General features: G+C 69.9%; 19 protein-coding genes. 16 read left to right on the forward strand and 3 right to left on the reverse strand.

Features of this window, described 5'->3' with window-relative positions; all coding sequences use genetic code 11:
- The first annotated feature begins 27 nt into the window (after nt 1–27).
- The 3 genes from Q9R19_RS10860 to Q9R19_RS10870 all read left to right on the forward strand — a co-directional run bounded on the left by Q9R19_RS10860 (nt 28) and on the right by Q9R19_RS10870 (nt 5,240).
- Nucleotides 28–2,424, forward strand: coding sequence for a glycoside hydrolase family 3 N-terminal domain-containing protein (locus Q9R19_RS10860; protein WP_311256539.1), 2,397 nt, complete (start codon nt 28–30; stop codon nt 2,422–2,424).
- Between the two features lie 46 nt (nt 2,425–2,470).
- Complete coding sequence (locus tag Q9R19_RS10865) at nt 2,471–3,631, forward strand: ROK family transcriptional regulator (RefSeq protein WP_311256402.1); 1,161 nt, start codon at nt 2,471–2,473, stop codon at nt 3,629–3,631.
- Nucleotides 3,632–3,812: 181 nt separating this feature from the next.
- Nucleotides 3,813–5,240, forward strand: coding sequence for a histidine-type phosphatase (locus Q9R19_RS10870; RefSeq protein ID WP_311256403.1), 1,428 nt, complete (start codon nt 3,813–3,815; stop codon nt 5,238–5,240).
- Between the two features lie 79 nt (nt 5,241–5,319).
- Here Q9R19_RS10870 and Q9R19_RS10875 read toward each other — a convergent pair whose 3' ends face one another.
- Nucleotides 5,320–6,081, reverse strand: a complete 762-nt coding sequence (locus tag Q9R19_RS10875) for a GntR family transcriptional regulator (RefSeq protein ID WP_311256404.1) — start codon at nt 6,079–6,081, stop codon at nt 5,320–5,322.
- A 198-nt stretch (nt 6,082–6,279) separates the two neighbouring features.
- On the opposite strand from Q9R19_RS10875, the gene iolC reads away from it, so the two are divergent.
- Genes iolC through iolG form a run of 7 tightly spaced genes read left to right on the forward strand, consistent with a single transcriptional unit; the run spans nt 6,280 to nt 14,509 of the window.
- Nucleotides 6,280–7,197 (forward strand): 5-dehydro-2-deoxygluconokinase, encoded by a 918-nt coding sequence (gene iolC, locus Q9R19_RS10880; RefSeq protein WP_311256405.1) that lies wholly within the window; start codon nt 6,280–6,282, stop codon nt 7,195–7,197.
- Nucleotide 7,198: 1 nt separating this feature from the next.
- Nucleotides 7,199–8,146 carry a deoxyribose-phosphate aldolase gene (locus Q9R19_RS10885; protein WP_311256406.1) on the forward strand — a complete coding sequence of 316 codons (948 nt, stop codon included), beginning with the start codon at nt 7,199–7,201 and terminating at the stop codon, nt 8,144–8,146.
- Nucleotides 8,143–9,684, forward strand: a complete 1,542-nt coding sequence (locus tag Q9R19_RS10890; RefSeq protein ID WP_311256407.1) for a CoA-acylating methylmalonate-semialdehyde dehydrogenase — start codon at nt 8,143–8,145, stop codon at nt 9,682–9,684. Before Q9R19_RS10885 ends, Q9R19_RS10890 begins: the two co-directional genes overlap by 4 nt.
- Before the next feature lie 10 nt (nt 9,685–9,694).
- Nucleotides 9,695–10,618, forward strand: a complete 924-nt coding sequence (gene iolB / locus Q9R19_RS10895) for a 5-deoxy-glucuronate isomerase (protein WP_311256408.1) — start codon at nt 9,695–9,697, stop codon at nt 10,616–10,618.
- Complete coding sequence (gene iolD / locus Q9R19_RS10900; protein ID WP_311256409.1) at nt 10,615–12,564, forward strand: 3D-(3,5/4)-trihydroxycyclohexane-1,2-dione acylhydrolase (decyclizing); 1,950 nt, start codon at nt 10,615–10,617, stop codon at nt 12,562–12,564. Before iolB ends, iolD begins: the two co-directional genes overlap by 4 nt.
- Entirely contained in the window at nt 12,561–13,478 is a 918-nt protein-coding gene (locus Q9R19_RS10905) for a sugar phosphate isomerase/epimerase (RefSeq protein ID WP_311256410.1), read from the forward strand. The genes iolD and Q9R19_RS10905 overlap by 4 nt, the downstream gene beginning before the upstream one ends.
- A gap of 26 nt (nt 13,479–13,504) precedes the next feature.
- A complete protein-coding gene (iolG, locus tag Q9R19_RS10910; protein WP_311256411.1) occupies nt 13,505–14,509 on the forward strand; it encodes an inositol 2-dehydrogenase in 1,005 nt (334 codons plus the stop codon).
- A gap of 70 nt (nt 14,510–14,579) precedes the next feature.
- Here iolG and Q9R19_RS10915 read toward each other — a convergent pair whose 3' ends face one another.
- Nucleotides 14,580–15,758, reverse strand: a complete 1,179-nt coding sequence (locus Q9R19_RS10915) for an ABC transporter substrate-binding protein (protein WP_311256412.1) — start codon at nt 15,756–15,758, stop codon at nt 14,580–14,582.
- 96 nt (nt 15,759–15,854) lie between these two features.
- Nucleotides 15,855–16,643 (reverse strand): MgtC/SapB family protein, encoded by a 789-nt coding sequence (locus Q9R19_RS10920; protein WP_311256413.1) that lies wholly within the window; start codon nt 16,641–16,643, stop codon nt 15,855–15,857.
- 210 nt (nt 16,644–16,853) lie between these two features.
- Here Q9R19_RS10920 and Q9R19_RS10925 point away from each other — a divergent pair, with 210 nt between their 5' ends.
- The 6 genes from Q9R19_RS10925 (at nt 16,854) to Q9R19_RS10950 (ending at nt 23,706) form a co-directional block, all read left to right on the forward strand.
- Nucleotides 16,854–18,719: an iron ABC transporter permease gene (locus Q9R19_RS10925; protein WP_311256414.1), complete on the forward strand. Its 1,866-nt coding sequence runs from the start codon at nt 16,854–16,856 to the stop codon at nt 18,717–18,719.
- A 1-nt stretch (nt 18,720) separates the two neighbouring features.
- Nucleotides 18,721–19,842, forward strand: coding sequence for an ABC transporter ATP-binding protein (locus Q9R19_RS10930; RefSeq protein WP_311256540.1), 1,122 nt, complete (start codon nt 18,721–18,723; stop codon nt 19,840–19,842).
- 77 nt (nt 19,843–19,919) lie between these two features.
- Nucleotides 19,920–21,113 (forward strand): ABC transporter substrate-binding protein, encoded by a 1,194-nt coding sequence (locus Q9R19_RS10935; protein ID WP_311256415.1) that lies wholly within the window; start codon nt 19,920–19,922, stop codon nt 21,111–21,113.
- Nucleotides 21,114–21,177: 64 nt separating this feature from the next.
- Nucleotides 21,178–22,032, forward strand: coding sequence for an inositol monophosphatase (locus Q9R19_RS10940; RefSeq protein WP_311256416.1), 855 nt, complete (start codon nt 21,178–21,180; stop codon nt 22,030–22,032).
- Nucleotides 22,033–22,060: 28 nt separating this feature from the next.
- Entirely contained in the window at nt 22,061–22,849 is a 789-nt protein-coding gene (locus Q9R19_RS10945; RefSeq protein ID WP_311256417.1) for an HAD family hydrolase, read from the forward strand.
- A complete protein-coding gene (locus tag Q9R19_RS10950; protein ID WP_311256418.1) occupies nt 22,846–23,706 on the forward strand; it encodes an inositol monophosphatase family protein in 861 nt (286 codons plus the stop codon). Before Q9R19_RS10945 ends, Q9R19_RS10950 begins: the two co-directional genes overlap by 4 nt.
- Nucleotides 23,707–23,733 lie beyond the last annotated feature (27 nt).

The following is a 23,733-nucleotide window of genomic DNA, read 5'->3' on the forward strand; positions in this document are numbered from 1 at the left end:
TACGACACGATCACGGAGAAGGCCGCCATGACCTCGCAGATCCCCGCCTTCCCGCAGGCCTCGCCGCGGGTGAGCGCGCTGCTGGCAGAGATGACGCTCGAGGAGAAGGCCGCGCAGCTGGTGGGCTACTGGCTCGACCAGGGCGGCGAGGTCGTCGCCCCGATGCAGAACGAGATGTCCGGTGAGAAGGGCGGTCCGGATGCCCTGGCCGAGATCACCCGGCACGGGATCGGCCACTACACGCGCGTCTACGGCACGCGTCCGGTCGACCCGGCCGACCGCGCGGCGTGGCTGTGGCGGGAGCAGCGCCGGCTGAAGAGCGAGACACGGCTCGGGATCCCCGCGCTCGTGCACGAGGAGTGCCTCACCGGGCTCGCCGCCTGGAAGGCCGCGACGTTCCCCACGCCGCTGGCCTGGGGTGCGTCGTTCGACCCCGAGCTGGTCGCCGAGATGGGCGCGCTGATCGGCGAGTCGATGAGGGAACTGGGGGTGCACCAGGGCCTGGCCCCGGTGTTGGACGTGGTGCGCGACCCGCGCTGGGGCCGGGTCGACGAGTGCATCGGCGAGGACCCTTATCTGGTGGGCACGGTGGGCACCGCCTACGTGCGGGGTCTGCAGTCGACTGGGGTGCACGCCACGCTCAAGCACTTCCTCGGCTATTCCGCGTCGCGGGCGGGGCGCAACCACGCTCCGGTCTCCGCCGGGCCGCGCGAGGTCGCGGATGTGTTCCTGCCGCCGTTCGAGATGGCCATCCGCGACGGCGACGTGCGCAGCGTGATGAACAGCTACGCCGAGATCGACGGGGTGCCGGTGGCCTCCGATCCCGCTCTGCTCACCGGCATCCTGCGGGAGCGGCTCGGCTTCGACGGGGTGGTGGTGGCCGACTACTTCGCCGTCGCGTTCCTCGAGGTCATGCACGCGGTGGCCGCCGACCGGGGCGAGGCCGCCGAGCTGGCCCTCACGGCCGGCATCGACGTGGAGCTGCCCTCCGGTGACGCCTACCTCGAGCCGCTGCTGCGGCGCGTGCGGGACGGCGTGTTCGACGAGGCGTACCTCGATCGCGCGGTCACCCGCGTGCTGCTGCAGAAGGAGCAGCTGGGGCTGCTCGAGCCGGATGCCTTCGACGACGAGCCGCCCGCGACGATCGACCTCGACACGCCTCGGCATCGAGCCGCGGCCCGCCGGCTGGCGGCCGAGTCGCTCGTGCTGCTGAGCAACGACGGGGCGCTGCCGCTGGCGGCGTCCGCCGAGCGCATCGCGCTGGTGGGGCCGAACGCCGACCGCGCAGCCGCTCTGCAGGGGTGCTACTCGTTCGCCAACCACGTGCTGGCGCATCACCCGGGCTACGAGCTCGGCTTCGAGATCCCGACGGTGCGCGAGGCCCTGGTCTCCGCGCTGCCCGAGGCCGAGATCGTGCACGTCGCCGGCTGCGAGGTGGAGGGCGATGACCGCTCCGGCATCGCGGCCGCCGTCGAGGCGGTGGCGGACGCCGACGTCGCAGTGGTGGTCGTCGGCGATCAGGCCGGGCTGTTCGGCCGGGGGACGGTCGGCGAGGGCAACGACGTCGAGTCGCTGGAGCTGCCCGGCGTGCAGCGCGAGCTGGTCGAGGCGATGGCGGCGACGGGCACGCCCGTCGTGATGGTGCTGCTGACCGGGCGCCCCTACGCGATCGACTGGGCGCTCGACGGCGACGGCGCGCGACCGGCGGCCGTGCTGCAGTCGTTCTTCCCCGGTGAGGCGGGCGGCGAGGCGATCGCCGACGTGCTCACCGGTGCGGTGGCGCCGTCGGGGCGGATGCCGGTGAGCCTGCCGCGCTCGTCGGGCTCGCAGCCGTACAGCTACCTGCATCCGATCCTGGGCGGCCCGTCGGACGTGACGGCGACCGACCCCACCCCGCTGCGTCCGTTCGGCTTCGGGCTGACGTACACCACCTTCGCCTACGACGATCTCGAGGTGTCCGAGCAGGCGGCGACCGACGGCCGGTTCACGGCGGCGGTCACGGTGCGCAACACCGGCGGAACCGCCGCGGCCGAGGTCGTGCAGCTGTACGGGCGAGACCCGGTGGCGAGCGTCACGCGGCCGGTGGCGCAGCTGCTCGGCTACGCGCGCGTCGAGCTGGCACCGGGCGAGAGCCGTCGTGTGCGCTTCGACGTTCCGGCCACGCGCTTCGCGTTCAGCGATCGCCGGCTGGTGCGCGTGGTCGAGCCGGGCGAGGTACTGGTGTGGGCGGCCTCGCACGCCGAGGCGCAGGCGCCGGAGTCCGACCTGTCGTCCACCACCGGAGGAGCCATCTCGAACGAGAAGGCGCGCGCGCACCGCGCGCTGCCCGGCTCCGCGACGGCGCCGGCGAGCGTGCAGCTGACCGGCGCGGTGCACGAGGTGACCGGCGCCGACGCCCGGCTGGTGTCGGTGTCGTTCGAGTGATCGCGGATGAACCGGCGTCGGCGTCGGCGATCGGTAATCTGAGGGGATGAGCGAGCGCGCGACGACCGTGGAGGGGGTGCGCCGCACGAACCTCGGCGCGGTGCTGCGTCTGGTGCACCATGGCGGACCGCGCTCGCGCGCGGTGATCACGGCCGAGACGGGGCTGAACCGCTCCACCGTGTCCGACCTGGTGTCGCGGCTCACCGACGCCGGACTCGTGTGCGAGCACGACCCGGATCCGACTCGCCGGGTGGGACGCCCGTCGCCCATCGTCGCCGCGAGCGACAAGGTGATCGCCGTCGGCGTGAACCCCGAGATCGACGCGATCGAGATCGGCGCGGTGTCGCTCGGCGGCACGGTGCGCGTGCGGGAGCGCATCGCCGTCTCCTCGCCCGGTGTCGCCGAGGTCGTGGGCATCGTCGCGCGCACCGTCGAGAGGTGGCGGTCGGATGCTCTGCGCGGATGCCGTCTGGTGGGCGCCGGCGTCGCCGTGCCCGGACTCGTGCGCGCGGAGGACGGCGTGGTGCGGCTGGCGCCCCATCTGGGCTGGCAGGATGCCGACATCGCCGGTCCGCTGCGGCAGGCGCTCGCGCTTCCGGTCGCGGTCGGCAACGACGCCTCGTACGGAACCAGGGCGGAGCGCCTGTTCGGAGCGGCGCGCGAGCACGGCGACGTGGTGTATCTCAACGGCGGCGCGAGCGGCATCGGCGGGGGGCTCGTGCTGCACGGCCAGCTGATCGGCGGCGCGGGCGGCTACGCCGGCGAGTGGGGGCAGACCGCCGCCAGCATGGCCGACGCCGCCGACCGCCGGGTGGAGGGCGGGGTCCTGGAGAACGAGGTCAACCGCCAGCGGCTCCTCGACGTCGCGGGTCTGGACGCCGCGGATGACGACGCTCTGCAGTCCGCGCTCGCCGCGGCGACCGACCCCGCGGTGGCGGTCGAGGTGCGGCGTCAGCGCCGCATCCTGGCCGCGACTCTCGGCAACGCCGCCAACGTGCTGAACCCGTCCATGATCGTGCTGGGCGGCTTTCTCGGCATCCTCCGCGACGCAGACCGCGACGCGTTCGATGACGAGGTGCGACGCCGCGCGTTCGACGTGATCGCCGAGCGCCTGGAGCTGTCCTCGGCCGCGCTCGGCGCCGACCGGCTGCTGATCGGCGCCGCCGACGCCGCGTTCGAGCGCCTGCTCGCCGACCCGCTGGGGTGACCCGCTTGGCCGCACGTCCTCGACCCGGTGGGTCGCGGGCGGGGCTCGTCATGCGCATCGGCATCTCTTGACAGAAAACTTCTGACATCCTATTGTCCTGACATGTAGCGTTCGTATCACGGGGCACGATGCTGTGTCCGGGCGGACGCACAGATCCGCTGAGGCGGAGAACAGGAGTCCCATGTCCACTCGATCGCGAAGGCTCGGACGATCAGCGGCGGTGATGCTGGTGGGTGTCGCGCTTGCGGGGTGCTCGGTGCAGACGCCTGCGGCGGAAGCGGATCCCGGCACGCCCGACCCCAGCCCCAGCCCGACTGCGCGCACGAACGGCAACCTTCTCGGCACGAAGGCTGTGTACGAGCCGTTCCAGGACGCCTCGACCTACCAGCAGGCTCCCGAGGGGTATGAGCCGGTGCTGGTCGAGCACGTCGGGCGGCACGGATCCCGGCTGCTCTCCAGCAAGAAGTACGACGACCTGCTGTGGCAGCTGTGGCAGATCGCCGAGAAGGACGGCGGACTGACGGAGCTGGGTGAGAAGTTCGGTGCCGACCTGCAGAAGGTCATCGCCGTGCACGAGAAGATCGGCTATGGCTCGCTGAGCGCCCGTGGCGCGGAGGAGCACAAGGGCATCGCCCGTCGAGTCGTCGACCGGATGCGGCCCCTGTTCGACAGCGCGGTGGCCGACGGCAACCCGATCAGCATCGTCTCGTCCGGCGTCGACCGTGCCGTCGACAGCGCAGACAGCTTCGTCGCCGGCCTGGAGCAGGAGGACCCCGACCTCGCATCTGTGATCCAGCCGCAGGCCGAGGACAAGGCGCTGCTGTACTTCCACGACTCCGATCCGGCGTATCTCGAGTACGAGGACTCGGAGCAGCTGGAGTCCGCAGAGGACGCGCTGGAGGAGGTTCCCGAGATCGCCACCGCCGCACGCGACGTGGTGGGCAAGCTCTTCACCCCCGAGTTCGTCAAGCGGATCGACGACGGCGAGTTCGACCTGGTCGACAGCGGGAAGGGCAAGAAGCACCTGGAGAGCGTCGTGGATGCCGGCTCCTACGTGTACGAGCTCTACGTGATCGCGCCGGGGATGGCTCAGGATGCCGACGTCGACATGAGCGCCTACATGTCCGACGAGGATGCCGCGCCGTTCGCGCTGCTCTCCGACGGTGGCGACTTCTACAAGAAGGGTCCCGCCTTCGAGGGATCCGACGTCACGTACCGGATGTCGCACGTGCTCGTGGACGCGTTCCTGAGCTCCGTCGAGGCGGTGGCCGCAGGCGAGGACGCGCCCGCGGCGGAGTTCCGGTTCGCCCACGCGGAGGAGATCGTGCCGCTGGCTGCCCTGCTCGAGCTGCCAGGCAGTACGAAGCAGCAGCCCGACGACCAGCTGTTCACCTACGACGATAACCCGTGGCGCGGCGCCCAGGTCGCGCCGATGGCGGCCAACATCCAGTGGGACGTCTTCCGCGGGGCATCCGACGACGACATCATCGTGCGAATGCTGTACAACGAGCAGGAGACCGCGTTCGGCGGGGCGTGCGAGCCGATGAGCGAGGGCAGCTTCTTCTACACGGCCGAGGAGCTCTCCAGCTGCCTGGCCGACAAGCGCTAGATGTGCAGCTAGTCCCGTCGAGACGGCGGGCGGGCGGATTCGCTCCGTGCGCCCGCCGTCTCGCTGTCCGCTGCTCGCGTCACTTGGCGACGAGAGTGGTCTGGAAGCTGTACATGTCGGGCCGATAGCAGTGCACGCCGAACTCGACCGCGCTGCCGGCGGCGTCGTACGCGGTGCGCTGCATGGTCAGCAGCGGACTGCCGGGGGGGACATCGAGCAGTCCCGCCTCGTCGCCGTGCTCGCTGCGTGCGCCGATGCGCTGGGTGGCCACCCGGATGGTCACGCCGCGGCTGCGCAGAATGCCGTAGAGGCCCTGTTCCTCGAGCAGTTCACGGGAGATGTCCGACAGCGGCTCCGGCAGGTAGTTCTCCATCACGGCGACCGGGATGCCGTCAGTGCTCCGCAGTCGTCGCAGATAGAGCACCGGCGACCCGACGGCGACGCCGAGGTGCTGCGCGATCTCCTCGGTGGCGGGACGCAGATCATGAGCGAGCACGTGCGTCGTGGGCTCGTGCTTCGTGCTGCGCAGGTCCTCGTACAGGCTGGTCAGCTCCACCTGCCGGGTGACCTGTCCCTGCACGACCTGAGTGCCGATGCCGCGCCGACGGACGAGCAGGCCCTTGTCGACGACCTCCTGGATGGCGCGCCGGACGGTCGGGCGGGACAGCCCCAGTCGTCTGCCGATCTCGATCTCGTTCTCGAGCCTGGCACCGGGGGGTATCTGCCCGGACTGGATGGCGCCTTCGAGCCGACGCGACACCTGGAAGTACAGCGGCACGGGGCCGGACCGATCCAGATCGCGGAACAACTCGTCGGGCCAGACCGTCTCGTCGCTCGCCATGCGGCTTCCCCTCCGTCTACGGACCCTGCGTCCTGATTTGTCAGGACAATCGTATCGCCATGCCGCCCGAAACCGGGGATGCGAAGGGAATCGACCCGCAGGACTTGCCGCCCGAACGATTGTATGTGATATTGTCAGGACAAAGATCGGCAATGGCAATGGAGCGTGATGATGGGCGACAGTCCTGAGGTTCTCGTGATGGGACGGCTCGGCGTGGACCTCTATCCGCTTCAGAGCGGTGTGGGCCTGGAGGATGTGAGCACCTTCGGCAAGTACCTCGGCGGCACCGCCGGGAACGTGGCGGTGGCGAACGCGCGGTACGGGCACGACGTCGCCCTGATCTCGCGCGTCGGCGACGATCCGTTCGGTCGGTACGTGCGCCGCGAGCTGCGGCGGCTGGGTGTGGACGATCGTCTGGTTTCCACGGATCCTCAGCTGAAGACGCCGATCACGTTCTGTGAGATCTACCCGCCGGACGACTTCCCGCTGTACTTCTACCGCGATCCGAAGGCTCCCGACATGAACATCGACACCGCGCAGCTCGACCTGCAGGCGGTGCGCGATGCCCGCATCCTCTGGGTCACGGCATCCGGCCTCAGCGATGAGCCCAGCCGGGCGGCGCACCTGCGGGCCCTCGACGTGCGGGACCGCACCCGGCAGACCATCCTCGACCTCGACTACCGCCCGATGTTCTGGGAGCGCGCCTCCGACGCGACGGCGCAGCTCGAGAAGGTGCTCGGCCAGGTGACCGTCGCGGTCGGCAACAGGGAGGAGTGCCGCGTGGCGGTCGGCGAGGACGAGCCGCTGCGCGCGGCGGATGCCCTGCTCGAGCGCGGCGTCGAGCTGGCGGTGGTCAAGCAGGGGCCCAGGGGCGTGCTGGCCAGAACCCGCGAGGAGATCGTGGAGGTTCCCGTCCGCCACGTCGACGTCGTCAACGGCCTCGGCGCAGGCGACGCCTTCGGCGGGGCACTGTGTCACGGTCTGCTCGAAGGGTGGAGCCTGGAGCGGACGATCACCTTCGCCAACGCCGCCGGCGCGTTCGTCGCCGGTCGCCGGGAGTGCTCGACGGCGATGCCCGACGCCTCCGAAGTCAACGCACTGCTGCAGGGAGCCTGAGATGCCCGCGATCACACCGCACGAGTTCGCCCGGCTGCGCGACACGCGGGCCGGCGAGCCGGAGTCGCTCTCGTCGGCGCTGCGCTCGCGCCGCCGCCGCCCGGTGCTGCGCGGCGACGGCCGGCTGTTCATCGTCGCCGCCGACCATCCCGCGCGAGGTGCACTGGGCGTGGGCACGGACAGCATGGCGATGGCCGATCGGTACACGCTGCTGGAGCGGCTGGCGACGGCCCTCAGTCATCCCGGCGTTGACGGCGTGCTCGCCACCGCCGACATCATCGACGACCTCGCCGTGCTCGGCCTGCTCGACGACAAGGTCGTCGTCGGCTCCATGAACCGAGGGGGCCTGCAGGGCGCATCCTTCGAGATGGATGATCGCCGCACCGCGTACGACGTCGACAGCATGATCGACCGCGGACTCGACTTCGCCAAGGCGCTGATCCGCATGGATCTCGAGGATCCGGCCACCGTGCGCACGCTGGCCGCGACGGCGGATGCCGTGACCGCCACCGCCGCCGCGCGCCTGCCCATCATGCTCGAGCCGTTCATGAGCGTCCGGACGGACGGTCGCGTGGTCAACGACCTCAGCGCCGGCGCGGTGATCCGCTCGATCTCGATCGCGTCGGCGCTCGGCGCGGACAGCTCGTTCACCTGGCTGAAGATCCCGGTGGTGGCCGACATGGAGCGCGTCATGGCCGCCACGACGCTTCCCACGCTGCTGCTGGGCGGCGACGACGGCGGCGATGCCGACGCGCGCTTCGCCTCCTGGGAGCACGCCCTCGCCCTCCCGGGCGTCCGCGGGCTGACGGTGGGACGGACCCTGCTGTTCCCCGCCGACGGCGACGTCTGGGGAGCCGTCGACGCGGCGGCGCGCCTGGTCCATCCTGCATCCGCGTCAGCACCCTCCGCCGACAGCTTCGGCGAGCACACACTGAAGGAGAGAGTATGACGATCACAGACACCGCACTGCGCACCACCGGACACTGGATCCAGGGCGAGGAGCGGGTGCCGGAGGGCGCCCGCACCGCACCCGTGTTCAACCCGGCGACGGGCGAGGTCACCAGTCGGCTCGCCCTCGCCGACGAGGCCGTCATCGAGCAGGCTATCAGCACCGCGCAGCGCGGCTTCGAGGAGTGGTCCCGCTACTCGATCGCGAAGCGGCAGACGGTGATGTTCGCGTTCCGCGAGCTGCTCAACGCGCGACGCGACGAGCTCGCGGCCATCATCACGTCCGAGCACGGCAAGGTGCTCTCCGATGCGATGGGCGAGATCCTGCGCGGGCAGGAGGTGGTCGAGCTCGCCTGCGGATTCCCGCACCTGACCAAGGGCGAGTTCAGCGAGAACGCCTCCACCGGCATCGACGTCTACTCGATCAAGCAGGCGCTGGGCGTGGTGGGCATCATCAGTCCGTTCAACTTCCCCGCCATGGTGCCGATGTGGTTCTTCCCGGTCGCGATCGCCGCCGGCAACGCCGTCATCCTCAAGCCGAGTGAGAAGGACCCCTCCGCCGCGCTGTGGATGGCACGGCTGTGGGCCGAGGCCGGCCTGCCGGACGGCGTGTTCACCGTGCTCCAGGGCGACAAGCTCGCCGTCGACGGCCTGCTCACCGACCCTCGGGTGCAGGCGATCTCGTTCGTGGGATCCACGCCCATCGCACAGTACATCTACGAAGAGGCCTCTCGCAGCGGCAAGCGCGTGCAGGCTCTGGGTGGCGCGAAGAACCACATGCTCGTGCTGCCCGACGCCGACCTCGATCTCGTCGCGGACCAGGCCGTCAACGCCGGCTACGGCGCCGCCGGTGAGCGGTGCATGGCCATCTCGGTGGTGCTGGCCGTCGAGCCGGTGGCCGACGAGCTGATCGAGAAGATCTCCGAGCGCATCGGGCGGCTGAAGGTCGGCGCCGGGGCCGGGGAGAACGGCGTCGAGCCGGACATGGGCCCGCTGATCACCGGCGCGCACCGCGACAAGGTGTCCTCGTACATCGACCTGGCCGAGGCCGACGGCGCACGCATCGTCGTGGACGGACGCGATTACCGGGTGGAGGGCTGCGAAGGCGGCTTCTTCTTCGGCCCGACGCTGATCGACGAGCTGCCGCTGCACTCCAAGGCGTACACCGAGGAGATCTTCGGACCCGTGCTGCAGGTGATTCGCATCCGCAGCTTCCAGGAGGGCGTCGAGCTGATCAACTCCGGGCGGTTCGGCAACGGCACCTCGATCTTCACCAACGACGGCGGCGCGGCGCGCCGGTTCCAGCACGAGGTGCAGGTGGGCATGATCGGCATCAACGTGCCGATCCCCGTGCCGGTGGCCTATCACTCCTTCGGCGGGTGGAAGCAGTCCCTGTTCGGCGACGCGAAGGCCTACGGTCCGCACGGCTTCGAGTTCTTCACCCGCGAGAAGGCGGTGACCTCGCGCTGGACCGACCCGGCCCGGCGCGGCGACGCCGAGCACGGCGGCATCAACCTCGGATTCCCGCAGAACCAGTGAGCAGGTGAACATGAGCGGTCAGCGCTGGTTCCATCGCCGAGGCGACCTCTCCCGTGACGGCTGGGAGAGCGTCGTCGACGGCCGGCAGCCCGGATGGCAGCACACGGGCATCCGCATCGCCGAGATCGGGGATGGGGATGCGCTGACCCTGGACGATCCCGGCGTGGAGCGGATCGTCGTTCCGCTGAGCGGGTCGTTCACGGTCGTGCACGAGGGCCATCCCGGTGCCGCCACAACAGTGCTGCGCGGACGCCGCTCGGTGTTCCACGGACCGACCGACGTGCTGTACCTGCCCAGCGGTGCGACGGCCCGCATGCGCGGCGCGGGTCGCGTCGCCGTGGCCGAGGCGCCCACCCGCGAGGTGCGGCCGTGGCGCCACCTCCGGCCGGAGGCGGTTCCCGTCGAGCTCCGCGGCGCGGGCAGCTCCAGCCGGCAGGTGCACAACTTCGGCACGCCGGAGGCGCTGGATGCCGTGCGGCTGATCGTGTGCGAGGTCATCACCCCCGGCGGCAACTGGTCGTCGTACCCGCCTCACAAGCACGACGAGAGCGTGCCGGGACACGAGTCCAAGCTCGAGGAGATCTACTACTTCGAATCCTCCCGCAGCCGCGATGCGCACGTCGGCGGTGAACCGCCCGTGCGAGATGACTCGTTCGGCGTGTTCTCGACGTACTCCTCGCCGGCCGGCGAGATCGAGATCGACGCCAGGGTGCGCACCGGCGACATCGCGCTGGTGCCGTTCGGGTATCACGGCCCGGCCGTCGCCGCGCCGGGCTACGACCTCTACTATCTCAATGTCATGGCCGGCCCCGATCCCGAGCGGGCCTGGCTCATCAGCGACGATCCCGCGCACGCGTGGGTGCGCGCCGCCTGGGACGATCAGATCATCGACCCCCGGCTTCCCTACCGGGATGAAGGAGAAGTGCAGCGATGACCGCGACGAGACGGATGACGGTGGGCCAGGCCCTGGTCGAGTTCCTGGCGCATCAGTGGACGGTCGACGGCATGCACCGCGAGCGCACGATCGCCGGCGTCTTCGGCATCTTCGGCCACGGCAACGTGGCGGGGGTGGGGCAAGCGCTCGCTCAGCTGCACTCCGAGGAACCCGGCCTGATGCCGTACCGTCAGGCGCGCAACGAGCAGGCGATGGTGCATCAGGCCGTCGGCTACGCGCGCATGCACCGTCGGCGGGGCACCTACGCGTGCGCGGCATCCGTCGGCCCCGGAGCCGCCAACATGATCACGGGCGCGGCGCTGGCCACCTCCAACCGCCTTCCCGCGCTGCTGCTTCCCAGCGACACGTTCGCCACCAGGACCACCGATCCGGTGCTGCAGCAGCTGGAGCATCCGCACGACACCGGGCTGCAGGTGACCGACGCGTTCCGGCCGGTGTCGCGCTTCTTCGACCGGGTGCAGCGGCCCGAGCAGCTCTTCTCCATCGCGCTCGCCGCGATGCGCGTGCTCACCGACCCCGCCGAGACCGGTGCGGTGACCATCGCGCTGCCCGAGGATGTGCAGGCCGAGGCGCTCGACGTGCCCGTCGAGTTCCTGCAGGATCGCGAGTGGCATGTGCGCCGCCCGCAGCCCGAGGCGGGGCCTCTCGCGCGCGCAGTCGACGCGCTGCGTGCCGCGCGCCGCCCGCTGATCGTCGCCGGCGGCGGCGTGCTGTACTCCGGAGCCGAGCAGCGGCTGCGTGAGCTGGCCGAGGCCACCGGCATCCCCGTCGCCACGACGCAGGCCGGTGGTGGCGCCCTCGACTGGGACCACCCGCAGTACGTGGGCGGGATCGGCGCGACCGGCAGCACGGCGGCGAACCGGCTCGCCGCGCGGGCCGACGCGGTGATCGGCGTCGGCACCCGCTACAGCGACTTCACCACGGCGTCGCGGACGGCCTTCCAGCATCCGGACGTCGCCTTCGTGAACATCAACATCGCGCCCTTCGACGCGTACAAGCACGGCACGCAGCTGCCGGTGATCGCCGACGCGCGCGAGACGCTGACCGCGCTGCGCGCGGCGCTGGGCGGCTGGCAGGTGGATGCCGAGCATGCCGGCACCGTCGCGCGCGAGAAGGCCGCGTGGGACGCGACCGTCGACCAGGCGTTCGCTCCGTCGGGCCTCGCGCTGCCCGGGCAGGCCGAGATCATCGGCGCCGTGCAGGCCGCCACCGCCCCCGAGGATGTCATCGTGCAGGCCGCGGGATCCCTGCCCGGCGACCTGCACAAGCTGTGGCGCGTGCGCGATCCGCTCGGCTACCACGTCGAGTACGCGTTCTCGTGCATGGGATACGAGATCGCCGGCGGCCTGGGCGCCAAGCGCGGCCTGCTCGCCGACGGAGACGAGCGCGATGTGATCGTGATGGTCGGCGACGGGTCGTACCTCATGCTCAGCAGCGAGCTGGTCACGGCTGTCGCCGAGGGCATCAAGATCATCGTCATCCTGGTGCAGAACCACGGCTTCGCCTCCATCGGCCACCTGTCCGAGACGGTCGGATCCGGCAGGTTCGGCACGAAGTACCGGATGTACGACGGCCGCACCGACGACTTCCAGGGCGACGACGTGCTCCCGGTGGACCTGGCGATGAACGCGCGCAGCTACGGACTGGACGTGATCGAGGTCGCACCGACCGCCGACGCGATCGCCGACCTGGGTCGCGCGATCGCGCGGGCCAAGGCATCCGATCGCTCGACGTTCATCCACATCAACAGCGATCCGCTGCGCTATGCACCGGACGGCGAGGGCTGGTGGGACGTGCCGGTCGCGCAGACCTCGCAGCTGGAGTCCACGCGGCGCTCGCGCGCCGAGTACGAGACGCAGCGGGCCGCGCAGCGGCCGCTGCTGGGATCGCCGGCCGCGGCGACGGATGAGGGAGCGCGCTCGTGAAGGGCACGGTGGCCGGCGCCCCGGTGAGCTTCGGCGTGTTCGAGCTCACGCCCGAGGGCGCCGAGACGGTGTCGCCGGATGCCATGTGCGAGGCGCTGCAGCAGACCGGATACCGCGGGATCGACCTCGGTCCGGTCGGGTTCCTCGGGCGCGGTGCCGGGCTGCGCGCGCGCCTGGCCCGCTTCGAGCTGGACCTCGCCGGCGGCTGGGTGCAGCTTCCGTTCAGCGACGACGACGCGTTCACGGCATCACTTCCCGTCCTGCACGATGCCCTGCGCGTCTTCACGGATGCCGCCGAGGCGGCACCGGCGCGGCTTCCGCTTCCCACGCTCGCCGACAGCGGCTCGGCGGCGCGGACGGCGGCGCCGGGACGCGGTGCCACCGCCGACCCGCTCGGCGCGGACGTCGCCACCCGGCTGCACCGCAACGTGGAGCGGGCGGCGGCCATCGTGCGCGAGGCCGGCTTCGAGCCCACCTTCCACCACCACGCGGGCACCTTCGTGGAGTCGCCCGACGAGATCGATGACTTCCTCGCGCACAGCGACGTGGACCTGACCTTCGACGTCGGCCACCTCGTGCTGGCCGGCGGTGACCCCGTCGACGCCGTCGCCCGCTGGAGCGGGCGCATCAACCATCTGCACCTCAAGGATGTCGATCGCGCCCGCGTCGACGAGGTGCTCGCCGCCGGCGGCGGCATGGCCGAGGTGTGGTCGGGCGGCGCCTTCGTGGCGCTGGGCCGCGGCGACGTCGACCTCGCCGCCGTGATGGACCCGCTGGCGGATGCCGGCTTCAACGGCTGGGTGGTCGTGGAGCAGGACGTGCTGAACGGGCCCGATGTGGCGATCGACGCGTTCCTGCGGGAGCGCACCGCCGATCAGCGCGTCAACCGCGACGCGCTGCGGCCCTGGCTTTGAGATCCTCACGAGAGAGCAGGAACCCCATGACGCTTCGCTTCGGCCTGATCGGAACCGGCCGCATCGGCCAGGTGCACGCGGCCAACATCGCCCGCAGCGAGGAGGCGAGCCTGGCCTGGATCGCCGACCCCTTCATCGAGGGCGCTCGCCGGGTTGCCGAGACATTCGGCGGCACGGCCACGGCCGATCCCGAGGAGCTGCTCGGCTCGGGCGGGATCGACGCTGTACTGGTGGCCTCGCCCACTCCGACGCACGTGGAGCTGATCGCCCGGTCAATCGAGCTCGGCCTCCCTGTCCTGTGCGAGAAGCCGATCGATCTGGACATCACGCGCGTCGACGCGCTGCGCGATGCGGTGCGCTCCTCCGGCGTGCCGGTGGCGCTCGGCTTCAACCGCCGCTTCGATCCGGGCTTCGCGGGCGTGCGCGCCAGGGTGGCAGCCGGGGAGATCGGCGGCTTGGAGCAGCTGACGATCATCAGCCGCGACCCGTCCGCGCCGCCGGCCGACTACATCGCGGTCTCGGGCGGGATCTTCCGCGACATGACGATCCACGACTTCGACATGGCGCGCTTCTTCCTCGACGACGTCGTCGAGGTGTCCGCGACCGGGTCCGCGGTGTTCGACGACGGGGCGCGCGAGCACGGCGACTTCGACACCGCCGTGGTGACGCTGCGGGCGGCATCCGGTGCGATCGCGACCATCATCAACTCCCGGCACAGCGCGGTCGGCTACGACCAGCGGCTGGAGGCGTTCGGGCCGCTGGGGTCGCTGTCGGTGGCGAACGCCCCGACGAGCCTGATCAGCCTGTCCACGGCGCAGGCCGTCGAGGCGAAGCCGCCGTACCAGGACTTCTTCCTGGAGCGCTACGCCCAGGCCTACGTCGATGAGCTGCATGCCTTCGTCCGACTGGTGCGGGGGGAGCAGTCCTCCTCGCCGACGTTCGAGGACGGGCGTGCGGCGCTGCTGCTGGCGGATGCCGCCCAGCGCTCCGCCGTCGAGCGGCGCACCGTGCAGGTCGAGCCCGCGGCCTGACCGCCTTCGCCCACGACAGAAGCGGCGGCATCCGGGAGGATGCCGCCGCTTCGTGGCTCTGCGCCGTCTGTCAGTGGCTGGAGACGGTCCAGGCGTCCTGCCACTCCGGGAGCGCGTCGTAGTCGTCCGCAGCCGTGGCGGGATCCGGGTCGAAGACCTGGTCGAGCAGATCGGCGATGCCGGACGGCTCGGCATCCGACGGGGCGATTGCGGCGTTCGTGGAGAACTTGCCATCGATCAGCTGCGGGGCGATGCCCTCCTCGGTCAGCATGTACTGGATGAACAGCTTCGCGGCGTTCGGGCTGTCGGTGCCGGTGGCGATCACTGCGGACTTCGCGTAGGAGCGGCCCAGCCACGGCATGAGGTCCGTGCACAGTCCCAGGTGGTAACCGGAGTCCGCGTTGGAGCGGTACTCGGCGGTACTCACCATTCCGACCGGCGGCGCGGTCTGCCCGGATGCGCCGATCGCCTCGGCCACGTCTCCGCCGGACTGTTTGATGATCGGCTTGTTGCCGGCGAGCGCCTCGAGCCACTGTGCGGACGCGCTCTGCTTCGAGGTGTCGATCGCCGTGCCGAACTGGTCCTGGTAGGCGGCGGCCACCTTGTCGTCCGCGTGCGTCTGCATCTGGTTCACCCAGTACAGGAAGTCGGCGCGCAGCAGGGGATCGGACAGGGCGACCTTCCCTTTCCACTCGTCGGTGGTGAGGGCCCACATGTTGTCGACCGGGCAGCTCTCGCCGTAGACCTCGGTGTTGTACGTCCACGCGTCGATCTCGGTGCTGACCGCCAGCGGCGAACGATACCGCTCGGGCACCTCGTCGAAGCCGGACGGAGGGAACCAGCTGACGGCGGCGCCGGAGGGGATCAGCTCCCCGCTGACGGCGGGCTCGTCGGTCATGAGGTAGACATCGCCCTGCACGTTTCCGCTCTGAGCCTCCCGCGTCATGATCTCCTGCTGCTCGTTGGCCTTCGCCTTCACGCCGGTGGCCTTGATCCCGTACTTCGCCGTGAAGGCCTTGGCGGTGTCGACCACCTTGCCCGTCACGTCGTAGACGACGATCGGGTCCTCCTTCTTCGCGGCGTCGATGAGCGCGTCGAGCGAGTAGTCGTCATCGGGGATGCCGAGGGCGGGGGAGTCCGCGTCGGCCGTCGGGGGAGCGGACGACGGGGTGCAGCCGGTGAGCACCAGGGCTGCTCCGATCGCGATCAGAGCACCTCCGGCGACGGGGTGAGGGGTGCGAATGCGCATGGTTCTCCTGGTGTGGGGTTCGGAAAGGGGCCGGGGAGGCGCCGTGGCGCTGGGGAGGCGCCCGGGAGACGCGGGGGCAGGCACCGGCATCCGGCGTCAGAACTCATCCTCGTCGTCCTGCTCGTCCTCGTCGTTCGACCACCAGCGGGCCGACGTGACCTTCGGGTCGAGGGTGAGCCTGCTGACGGCGCGTTCCAGCGGTTCCGGATCCAGCTTGGTGGACTGCAGCTCGGCGAGCAGGGCGACGTGCCCCTGCTTGTTGTGCGAGGTCGTGACCGAGGTGAGGTGGTACTCCGGGCGGCTGAGGGTCTGCAGCAGCAGAGCCCGCACGCGCGGCTCGGCCTTGTCGTTGGTCATCACCTCGAAGGCGAACCGGGACGGATCCAGCTGCGGCTTGGCCGCGGACGGGATCGTGCGGCCGCTCCGGCGGTTCACGACCCGGCCCAGTGGCCGCAGGAAGATGTTCGCGAGCACGATCAGGCCGGTTCCGAGGGCGGCGATCAGATACATGCCGGTGCCGGCCAGGCATCCGATCGCCGCCGAGCACCACAGCGTCGCCGCGGTGTTGAGTCCGCGGATGTTCAGTCCCTCGCGGATCATCACGCCCGCGCCCAGGAAGCCGATGCCGGAGACGACCTGTGCGGCGACGCGCGTGGGGTCGGCGCTGCCGTCGGGCGTGAAGCCGTACGCGCCCATCACGACGAACAGTGCGGCGCCGATGGAGACGAGGGCGTTGGTGCGCAGGCCGGCCAGTCCGGCACGCCACTGACGCTCCAGTCCCACGCACGCCCCCATCAGCAGACTGAAGAGCACGCGGAACCCCACCTCGAGCTCGTTCGGAGCGCTGAGGGGGAGGATCTCGCCCAGGAGAGAATGTAAAGACATTGTGTCATAGTAGCTCCGGGCGCCGGCGAACTCAAGGGGCCACTGCTTCTGAGCGGATGCCGCCGCGAGGCGACGTTCCCCATCCGGGAGAGTTGTGCTATTGTCTTGACAATTGCAAGGCGCCAGTCGGAGAGTCGGCGGGTCAGCCGTCTCCCGAGCATAAGGATGTGCGATGGAACCGAATCACACGCGAAGGCGGGTTGTGACGAGATGAGCAGGACAGTTCTGGAAAGGCCACGAGCGCAGGGCGGAGAGAATCGCTCTTCTCCCGCGCCTGTCAAGGACCGGCGCGCCGGAGGCGGCCTCTACCGCCTGAAGGTCGCGCTGCGCGAGCCCACCACCATCGTCGGAGTCCTCGCGCTGGCGCTGTTCACCTACCTGATCGTCGTGCCGATCGTCAGCATGCTGGGCGACGCGGTGATGGTCCAGTACGGCGACGAATCGCGTGCCGGGCAGAACTTCGGCGAGCTGACCGCCTACTACTTCCAGCGCGTCTTCGCCTCGCAGCTGTCGGCCACGATCTTCTGGCGGCCGCTCGCGAACACCCTCACCATCGCCCTCGGCGCGATCGTGGTCGCGGTGCTGATCGGCGGATCGATGGCGTGGCTGCTGAGCCGGACGAACATGTGGGGGCGCAAGTGGTTCGCCACCGCCCTCATCGTTCCTTACATGCTGCCGGCGTGGACGTTCGCGCTGGCGTGGACCAGCCTGTTCAAGAACCGCCGCATCGGCGGACAGGCCGGGTGGCTGGAGACCATCGGCATCGAACCGCCCGACTGGCTCTCCTACGGCCGCGTGCCGATCATGATCGTGCTGGCGCTGCACTACACGCCGTTCGTGATCCTGCTGTTCGGCAACGCGCTGCGCCGTTTCGACTCCCAGCTGGAGGACTCCGCCCGCATCCTCGGTGCACGGCGGTCGACCGTCACGCTGCGCGTGATCCTGCCGCTGATGCGCCCGTCGCTGATCTCGGCGATCATCCTCATCTTCGCGAAGTGCCTGGGTGAGTTCGGCGTCCCCTACGTGCTGGGCATGCCGGTGCAGTTCGAACTGCTCTCCACCTCGCTGTACCGCAACATATCCTCGCGGCAGACCGGGGTCGCCGCCGTGCTGGCCGGCGCGATCATCCTCATCGGAGTGATCTCGCTGCTCGTCGACGCGCGGCTGGTGCGCGAGGGAAAGCGATTCGTGACCGTCGGCTCGAAGGGGTCGATGAACCGGCTCTCCGATCTCGGCCGTTGGCGCACGCCGGCGACGATCGCCGCGGGCGTGGTCTTCCTGGTCAGCGTCGTGCTGCCCCTGATGACCCTCTTCCTCTCCACCGTGATGCGGTTCCCGGGGGTGTTCACCTGGGACAACTTCACCCTGGACTTCTGGATCGGCCACGATCTGAAGACGGTGGCGCTGTCACAGGGCATCCTGCTCACACCCGAGTTCTGGGCGTCGGCGTGGAACACGCTGTGGATCGTCGGACTGGCGGCCATCACCTCGGGCGTCCTCGGTCTGCTCGTCGGCTACATCGTCGTGCGGACCCCTGTGAAGTTCGTCGGCGGGGCGCTGCGGCAGATCACCTTCTTCCCGTACCTCGTCCCCGGCATCGCCTTCGCCGTCTCCTACCTCTCGCTGTTCGCCGTGCAGCGCGGCCCGATCCCGGCGCTCTATGGCACCGCGGCGATCCTGGTGCTCGCGTTCATCGCCGAGCAGATGCCGTACGCCTCGCGGGCCGGCATCTCGGCGATGATGCAGCTGGGCAAGGAGCCCGAGGAGGCCGCGCAGGTCTCCGGAGCGGGCTGGTGGAAGCGGATGACGAGCATCATCATCCCGATCCAGAAGGGGTCGCTCGCGACCGGCGTGCTGCTCCCGTTCATCTCGGGGGTGAAGGGACTGAGCCTGGTGGTGATCCTCGCCGTCCCCGGCACCAACGTGCTGACGACCTACTCGCTGCAACTGGTCGACTACGGGTATCAGCAGGCGGCGAACGCAGTGGTTCTGATGGTGGCGGCGATCGCCTTCTTCGGAACACTCCTCGGACAGAAACTCACGAAGAGCAACTTGGCAGAAGGGCTTGGTGGCTGAAATGCCCAACATCACGCTGGAAGGCGTTCAGAAGAACTACGGCGGGGGCTCGGCCAACGCGGTCGCGAACCTCGATCTCGAGATCGGAGACGGGGAGTTCATGTGCCTGCTCGGTCCCTCGGGCTGCGGCAAGACGACCACGCTGCGCATGATCAGCGGCCTGGAGCACCCCACCGGAGGCAGCATCCGCATCGGCGAGCGCGTCGTCGACTCCGTCCCCGACAGCATCTACGTGCCGCCGGAGAAGCGCGAGCTCGGCCTGGTGTTCCAGAGCTACGCGCTGTGGCCGCACCTGTCGATCGAGAACAACGTCGACTTCGGCCTGCGCCTTCGCAAGGTGCCGCGCGCCGAGCGCGAGAAGCGCACGACCGAGGTGATGGATAAGCTCGGCATCTCGAAGTACCGCAAGCGCTACCCCGCAGAGCTCTCCGGCGGACAGCAGCAGCGCGTCGCGCTGGCCCGCATGCTGGCCGTCAACCCCGAGGTGCTGCTGCTGGACGAGCCGCTGTCCAACCTCGACGCGCGCCTGCGCCTCGAGATGCGCGCCGAGCTCAAGCGCATCCACGCCGAGTTCAACACCACGATCGTCTTCGTCACCCACGACCAGTGGGAGGCCATGACGCTGGCGACCAAGATCGCGGTGATGAGCGAGGGCGAGCTGCAGCAGCTCGGCACCCCGGACGAGATCTACGAGACGCCGGCCAACCGGTTCGTCGCGGAGTTCGTCGGCAACCCGCCGATCAACATCATCGAGCTCGCCGGCGAGCAGAGCGGTGGGCTGGCCACGTGGGCGATGCAGTACATCGGTCAGCGCTTCGGCGAGATGCACGCGCTCGGCTCCGTGGGCATCCGCCCCGAATCCGTCCAGATCGCGCCCGCCGCGGCGGAGGTGCCCGACGGCGCCTTCAAGGCGCGCGCAAAGGTGAGCGGCATCCTCCCCACCGGGGGCAGCTGGATCATCGAGCTGGACGTGGCCGGCGAGAAGATGTTCTCCGTCACCAGCCTCTCGCCCGCGCTCACGGTGGGGGACGAGGCGTACCTGTGGGTCAGCGTCGAGCACCTGAACCTGTTCGATCAGGACGGCGCCCGTCTGGTGCCCGAACGCCGCCTGATCGCGGCGTGACCACTGCGCGCATGCGCGCTCATCCGAAGTACCCGAGCGCCGGGATCAGCCCGGCTCCACACGAAGGAAAGAGAACGATGAAGTTCACTCACAATCCGTCGCTGCGCGTCACAGCCGCGCTGGCGACGATGTCGATGCTGTCGCTGGGCCTCATGGCATGCGCGCCGTCGTCCGGCGGGCTGAAGACCGACGAGAAGAAGGATGCTGCCGAGCTGGGCATCAGCGACGACGGCTACACACTGGACAAGCTGATCGCCGCGGCGAAGAAGGAGGGGCCGCTGGTCGTCTCCGACAGCACGGGCAAGATCACCGACATGGCGGATGCCTTTACGGAGAAGTACGGCATCAAGACCACCGGCGTGAAGCAGAAGGCCGGGGAGGCGACCGAGATCGCCACCCGTGAGGCGTCGGCGAACAACATCCAGACCGACGTCTTCATCCTCTCCGACGCGCCTGCCGGCCAGCACGAGCTGATCGATCGCGGCATCGCCACCTCGTGGACCCCGCCCGATCTGGCCGACTCGATCGACAGCGAGTTCCAGGACCCGCTGGTGGTCAGCACCGACGTGCTGGTGTGGGGCTACAACACCGAGCTCTACCCGGACGGATGCCCGGTCGACAACCTGTGGGCCCTGACCGATGACGACTGGAGCGCTCACGTGGTCATGGAGGATCCGACGCTCAAGTCCGCGATCCTGTACTGGGTCAACGAGATGTCGGTCAACCACGACGACGACATGAAGAAGGCCTACGAGGACTACTACGGCGAGAAGTTCTCCAGCGACGAGAAGACCGCGTCGGCCGAGTGGCTCAAGCGCCTCGCCGAGAACAAGCCGCTGCTCGTCAAGAGCGGAAGCGACGCGGCCGAGGCCGCCGGCGCCACCGGTCAGAAGGAGGGCTTCATGGGCCTGATGAGCACGGCCAAGTTCCGCGACAACGAGGACAGCGGCTACAAGCTGGGCCTGTGCACCGGCATCGCCCCGTTCTCGGGCATCGGGTACACCAAGCTCGGACTCATCGCCAATGGCACCAAGAGCCCGAACGCGGCCAAGCTGTTCCTGCACTACGCGATGACCGCCGAGGGCATCGCCCCGCAGGTGGCGGACGGCAAGTTCTCCGGCAACAGCGACGTGCCCCCCGCCGCCGACGAGCCCTCCGGCATCCTCGACTACTGGGACGAGGTCTACGTGGCCGAGCGCAAGATGCTCGACTCGGACTTCACCTCGCTCCCCGAGTGGAGCGACTTCTGGACAGCGGCCAACCACTCCTGATCCCCAGGCCGGTGCGCGCGGATCCAACGCTGCGCGCACCGGCATCCTCACGACGAACGGAACGATGATGACGGACAGCAGCACCCTGGACTCCCGGTCTCTGCGGCGAACGGCCGTGCGAGCCGCACTCGGTGTCGGGGACCAGCTGCGCGCGGCGTTCCGCGCCCCGATGGACCACGACTTCAAGCGCGATGCGCACGACATCGTGACCGTGCACGACAAGGCAGCCGAGCGCAGCATCGTGGCGACGCTGCTGGACGAGCACCCCGACTCGATGATCGTCGGAGAGGAGGGCGGCGTCAGCGGCGAGGGGCGGCTGCAGTGGCACATCGACCCCATCGACGGCACCTCCAACTTCGCGCGCGGCCTGGCCTACTGGTGCGTCTCGATCGCCGCAGCCGTCGACGAACGGGTCGTCGCGGGCGTGGTGTACGACCCGGTGTCCGGCAATGTGTTCAGCGCGGATGCCGATGGCGCGCTGCTCGGCGATGCCCCGATGGCCTCCCGTGCCGCGGCCGAGGAGATCGACGCCACCCTGATCTCGAGCTTTCCCAACCCGAAGGACACCTGGCTCTTCGGCGAGAGCGCGTACGCGGCGCAGGCCAGACTGGTCGAGTCGTTCCAGGCCGTGCGCAACCTGGGCAGCGGGGCGCTGAACCTCGTGCACGTCGCTGCGGGCTGGGCCGACGCCACCATGGGCTTCTACACGAACTCCTGGGACATCTCCGCCGGCGGATTCATCCTGATGCAGGCCGGCGGCACCATCCGGGGCCTCAGCCGCGGCGAGGATCGCGAGCCGTTCCACACCTCGCCCGATTACTACGCGATCGGCGCTGGCGGAGACTATCCGACGCTCTCCGATGTGATGCGGAGCTGCTCAGCGCGCTACGACGCGGGCGACCCGCCCCCGCGACCCTGACTACCACCCCACACCGAGGAGAAGAAGAATGACGAAACTCATCAGGCCGCGCGGTCTGCTGGTGGATTTCGGCGGCGTGATCGTCGAGACGGCCAACCGCAAGGACTGGCAGGTCGGGCTGGCGGCGTTCGTGCACGCGCAGCTGGCCGAGGCCGGGCTCGAGTTCCCCGAGCTGACCGAATCCGTGATCGAGAACGACATCCGCGCCGGAGGGCGCGCCGACTCGCGCTGGAAGGATGCCATGTCGCGTCCGTTCGCCCCGGCCGAGCTGAAGTACGAGGAGTTCTGGGAGGGATTCGTGGCGGGCGATTGGCCCGCTGCCGCGCGCGACCATGTGCGCGACAACGCGCGTGAGCTGTGCCGCGTGATGGGGGAGATGAAGCAGGAGCGCGTCACGCGCGACGGCTTCGTGGAGTTCCTCGATCTCGCCGACGAGGCGTCCATCCCCGTAGCGATCGTGAGCAACACGCTGATGGGGCAGGTGCACCGCGACTACCTGACGCGCACCGGCCTGACCGAGCGCTTCGCCGAGCAGATCTACAGCGATGAGGTCCGGGTGCGCAAGCCCAACCCCGAGATGATCCACCTCGGCGCCCGCGCGATCGGCGAGACGGCGGCGACCTGCTGGTACGTCGGCGACAACTTCGACCGCGACGTGCTCTGCGGCGTGCGCGCCGGTGTCGGCGGCAACATCCTCATGGAGGCGCGCAGCACCTACGATCTGCCGTACGAGCTGTCGGTCACCGCCGACGCGATCGTGGCCGATCCGTGGGGCCTGCGCGAGCTGCTGGTCTCCTCCCTGGAGCGGGTGGCGTGACCAGCGCGTCGATCGACGGGCGCGCGGTTGGCGCCGAGGCGCTGGTGCAGTCGCAGCGGCTGCGCGGCATCGCCGAGGGCGCAGCACGGTCGGTGCAGAAGCAGCTGCGTGCAGCCTTCCGCGGCGAGATGTCCGTGGATCACAAGCGCGACGCGCGTGACGTCGTCACCGTGCACGACAAGCAAGCCGAGAAGACCATCTCCGCCTACATCTTCGAGCACGAGCCCGATTCACGCCTGCTCGGCGAGGAGGGCGGTGCCGTCGGCGACGGCTCCGTCGCCTGGTTCGTCGACCCGATCGACGGCACGAGCAACTTCGTCGACGGAATCGCGTTCTGGTGCGTGTCGGTCGCGGCCGCCGTCGAGGGCGAGGTGGTCGCCGCGGCCATCCTCGACCCGATGGCCGACGACCTGTTCTCGGCGGATCTGGGCGGTGCCTGGCTCAACGGTGAGGTGCTGCGATCGGTCGCGGCGCCGACCGAGGCCGAGGCCACGCTGATCACGGGGTACCCGAACGCGCGCCAGCTGTCCGCCCACGGCGGCGTCGCACTGACGGACTTCGCCGAGCTCGTGCTGGCGTTCCGCGCCTTGCGCCGCCCCGGCAGCGCGGCGCTGACACTGGCTCATGTCGCGGCGGGCTGGGCGGACGCCGCGGCGGGTTTCAACGTGAACCCGTGGGACATCAGCGCGGCCGAGCTGATCGTCACCCAGGCAGGCGGCACCTACCTTCCGCTGGCCGTCGGGCAGCGGGAGCGGCCCGAGCACTCCTACGATCACCGCGGCTACGTCGCGATCGCCGGCGGCGGGTCCTACCCGACGCTGATGTCCATCGCGCGCGACATCGCGGCGCGCAGCTGACGCGCCACCGTCCCCACCCCGGTATTC

The organism is Microbacterium sp. ARD32 (assembly GCF_031844385.1).
GTDB lineage: Bacteria > Actinomycetota > Actinomycetes > Actinomycetales > Microbacteriaceae > Microbacterium.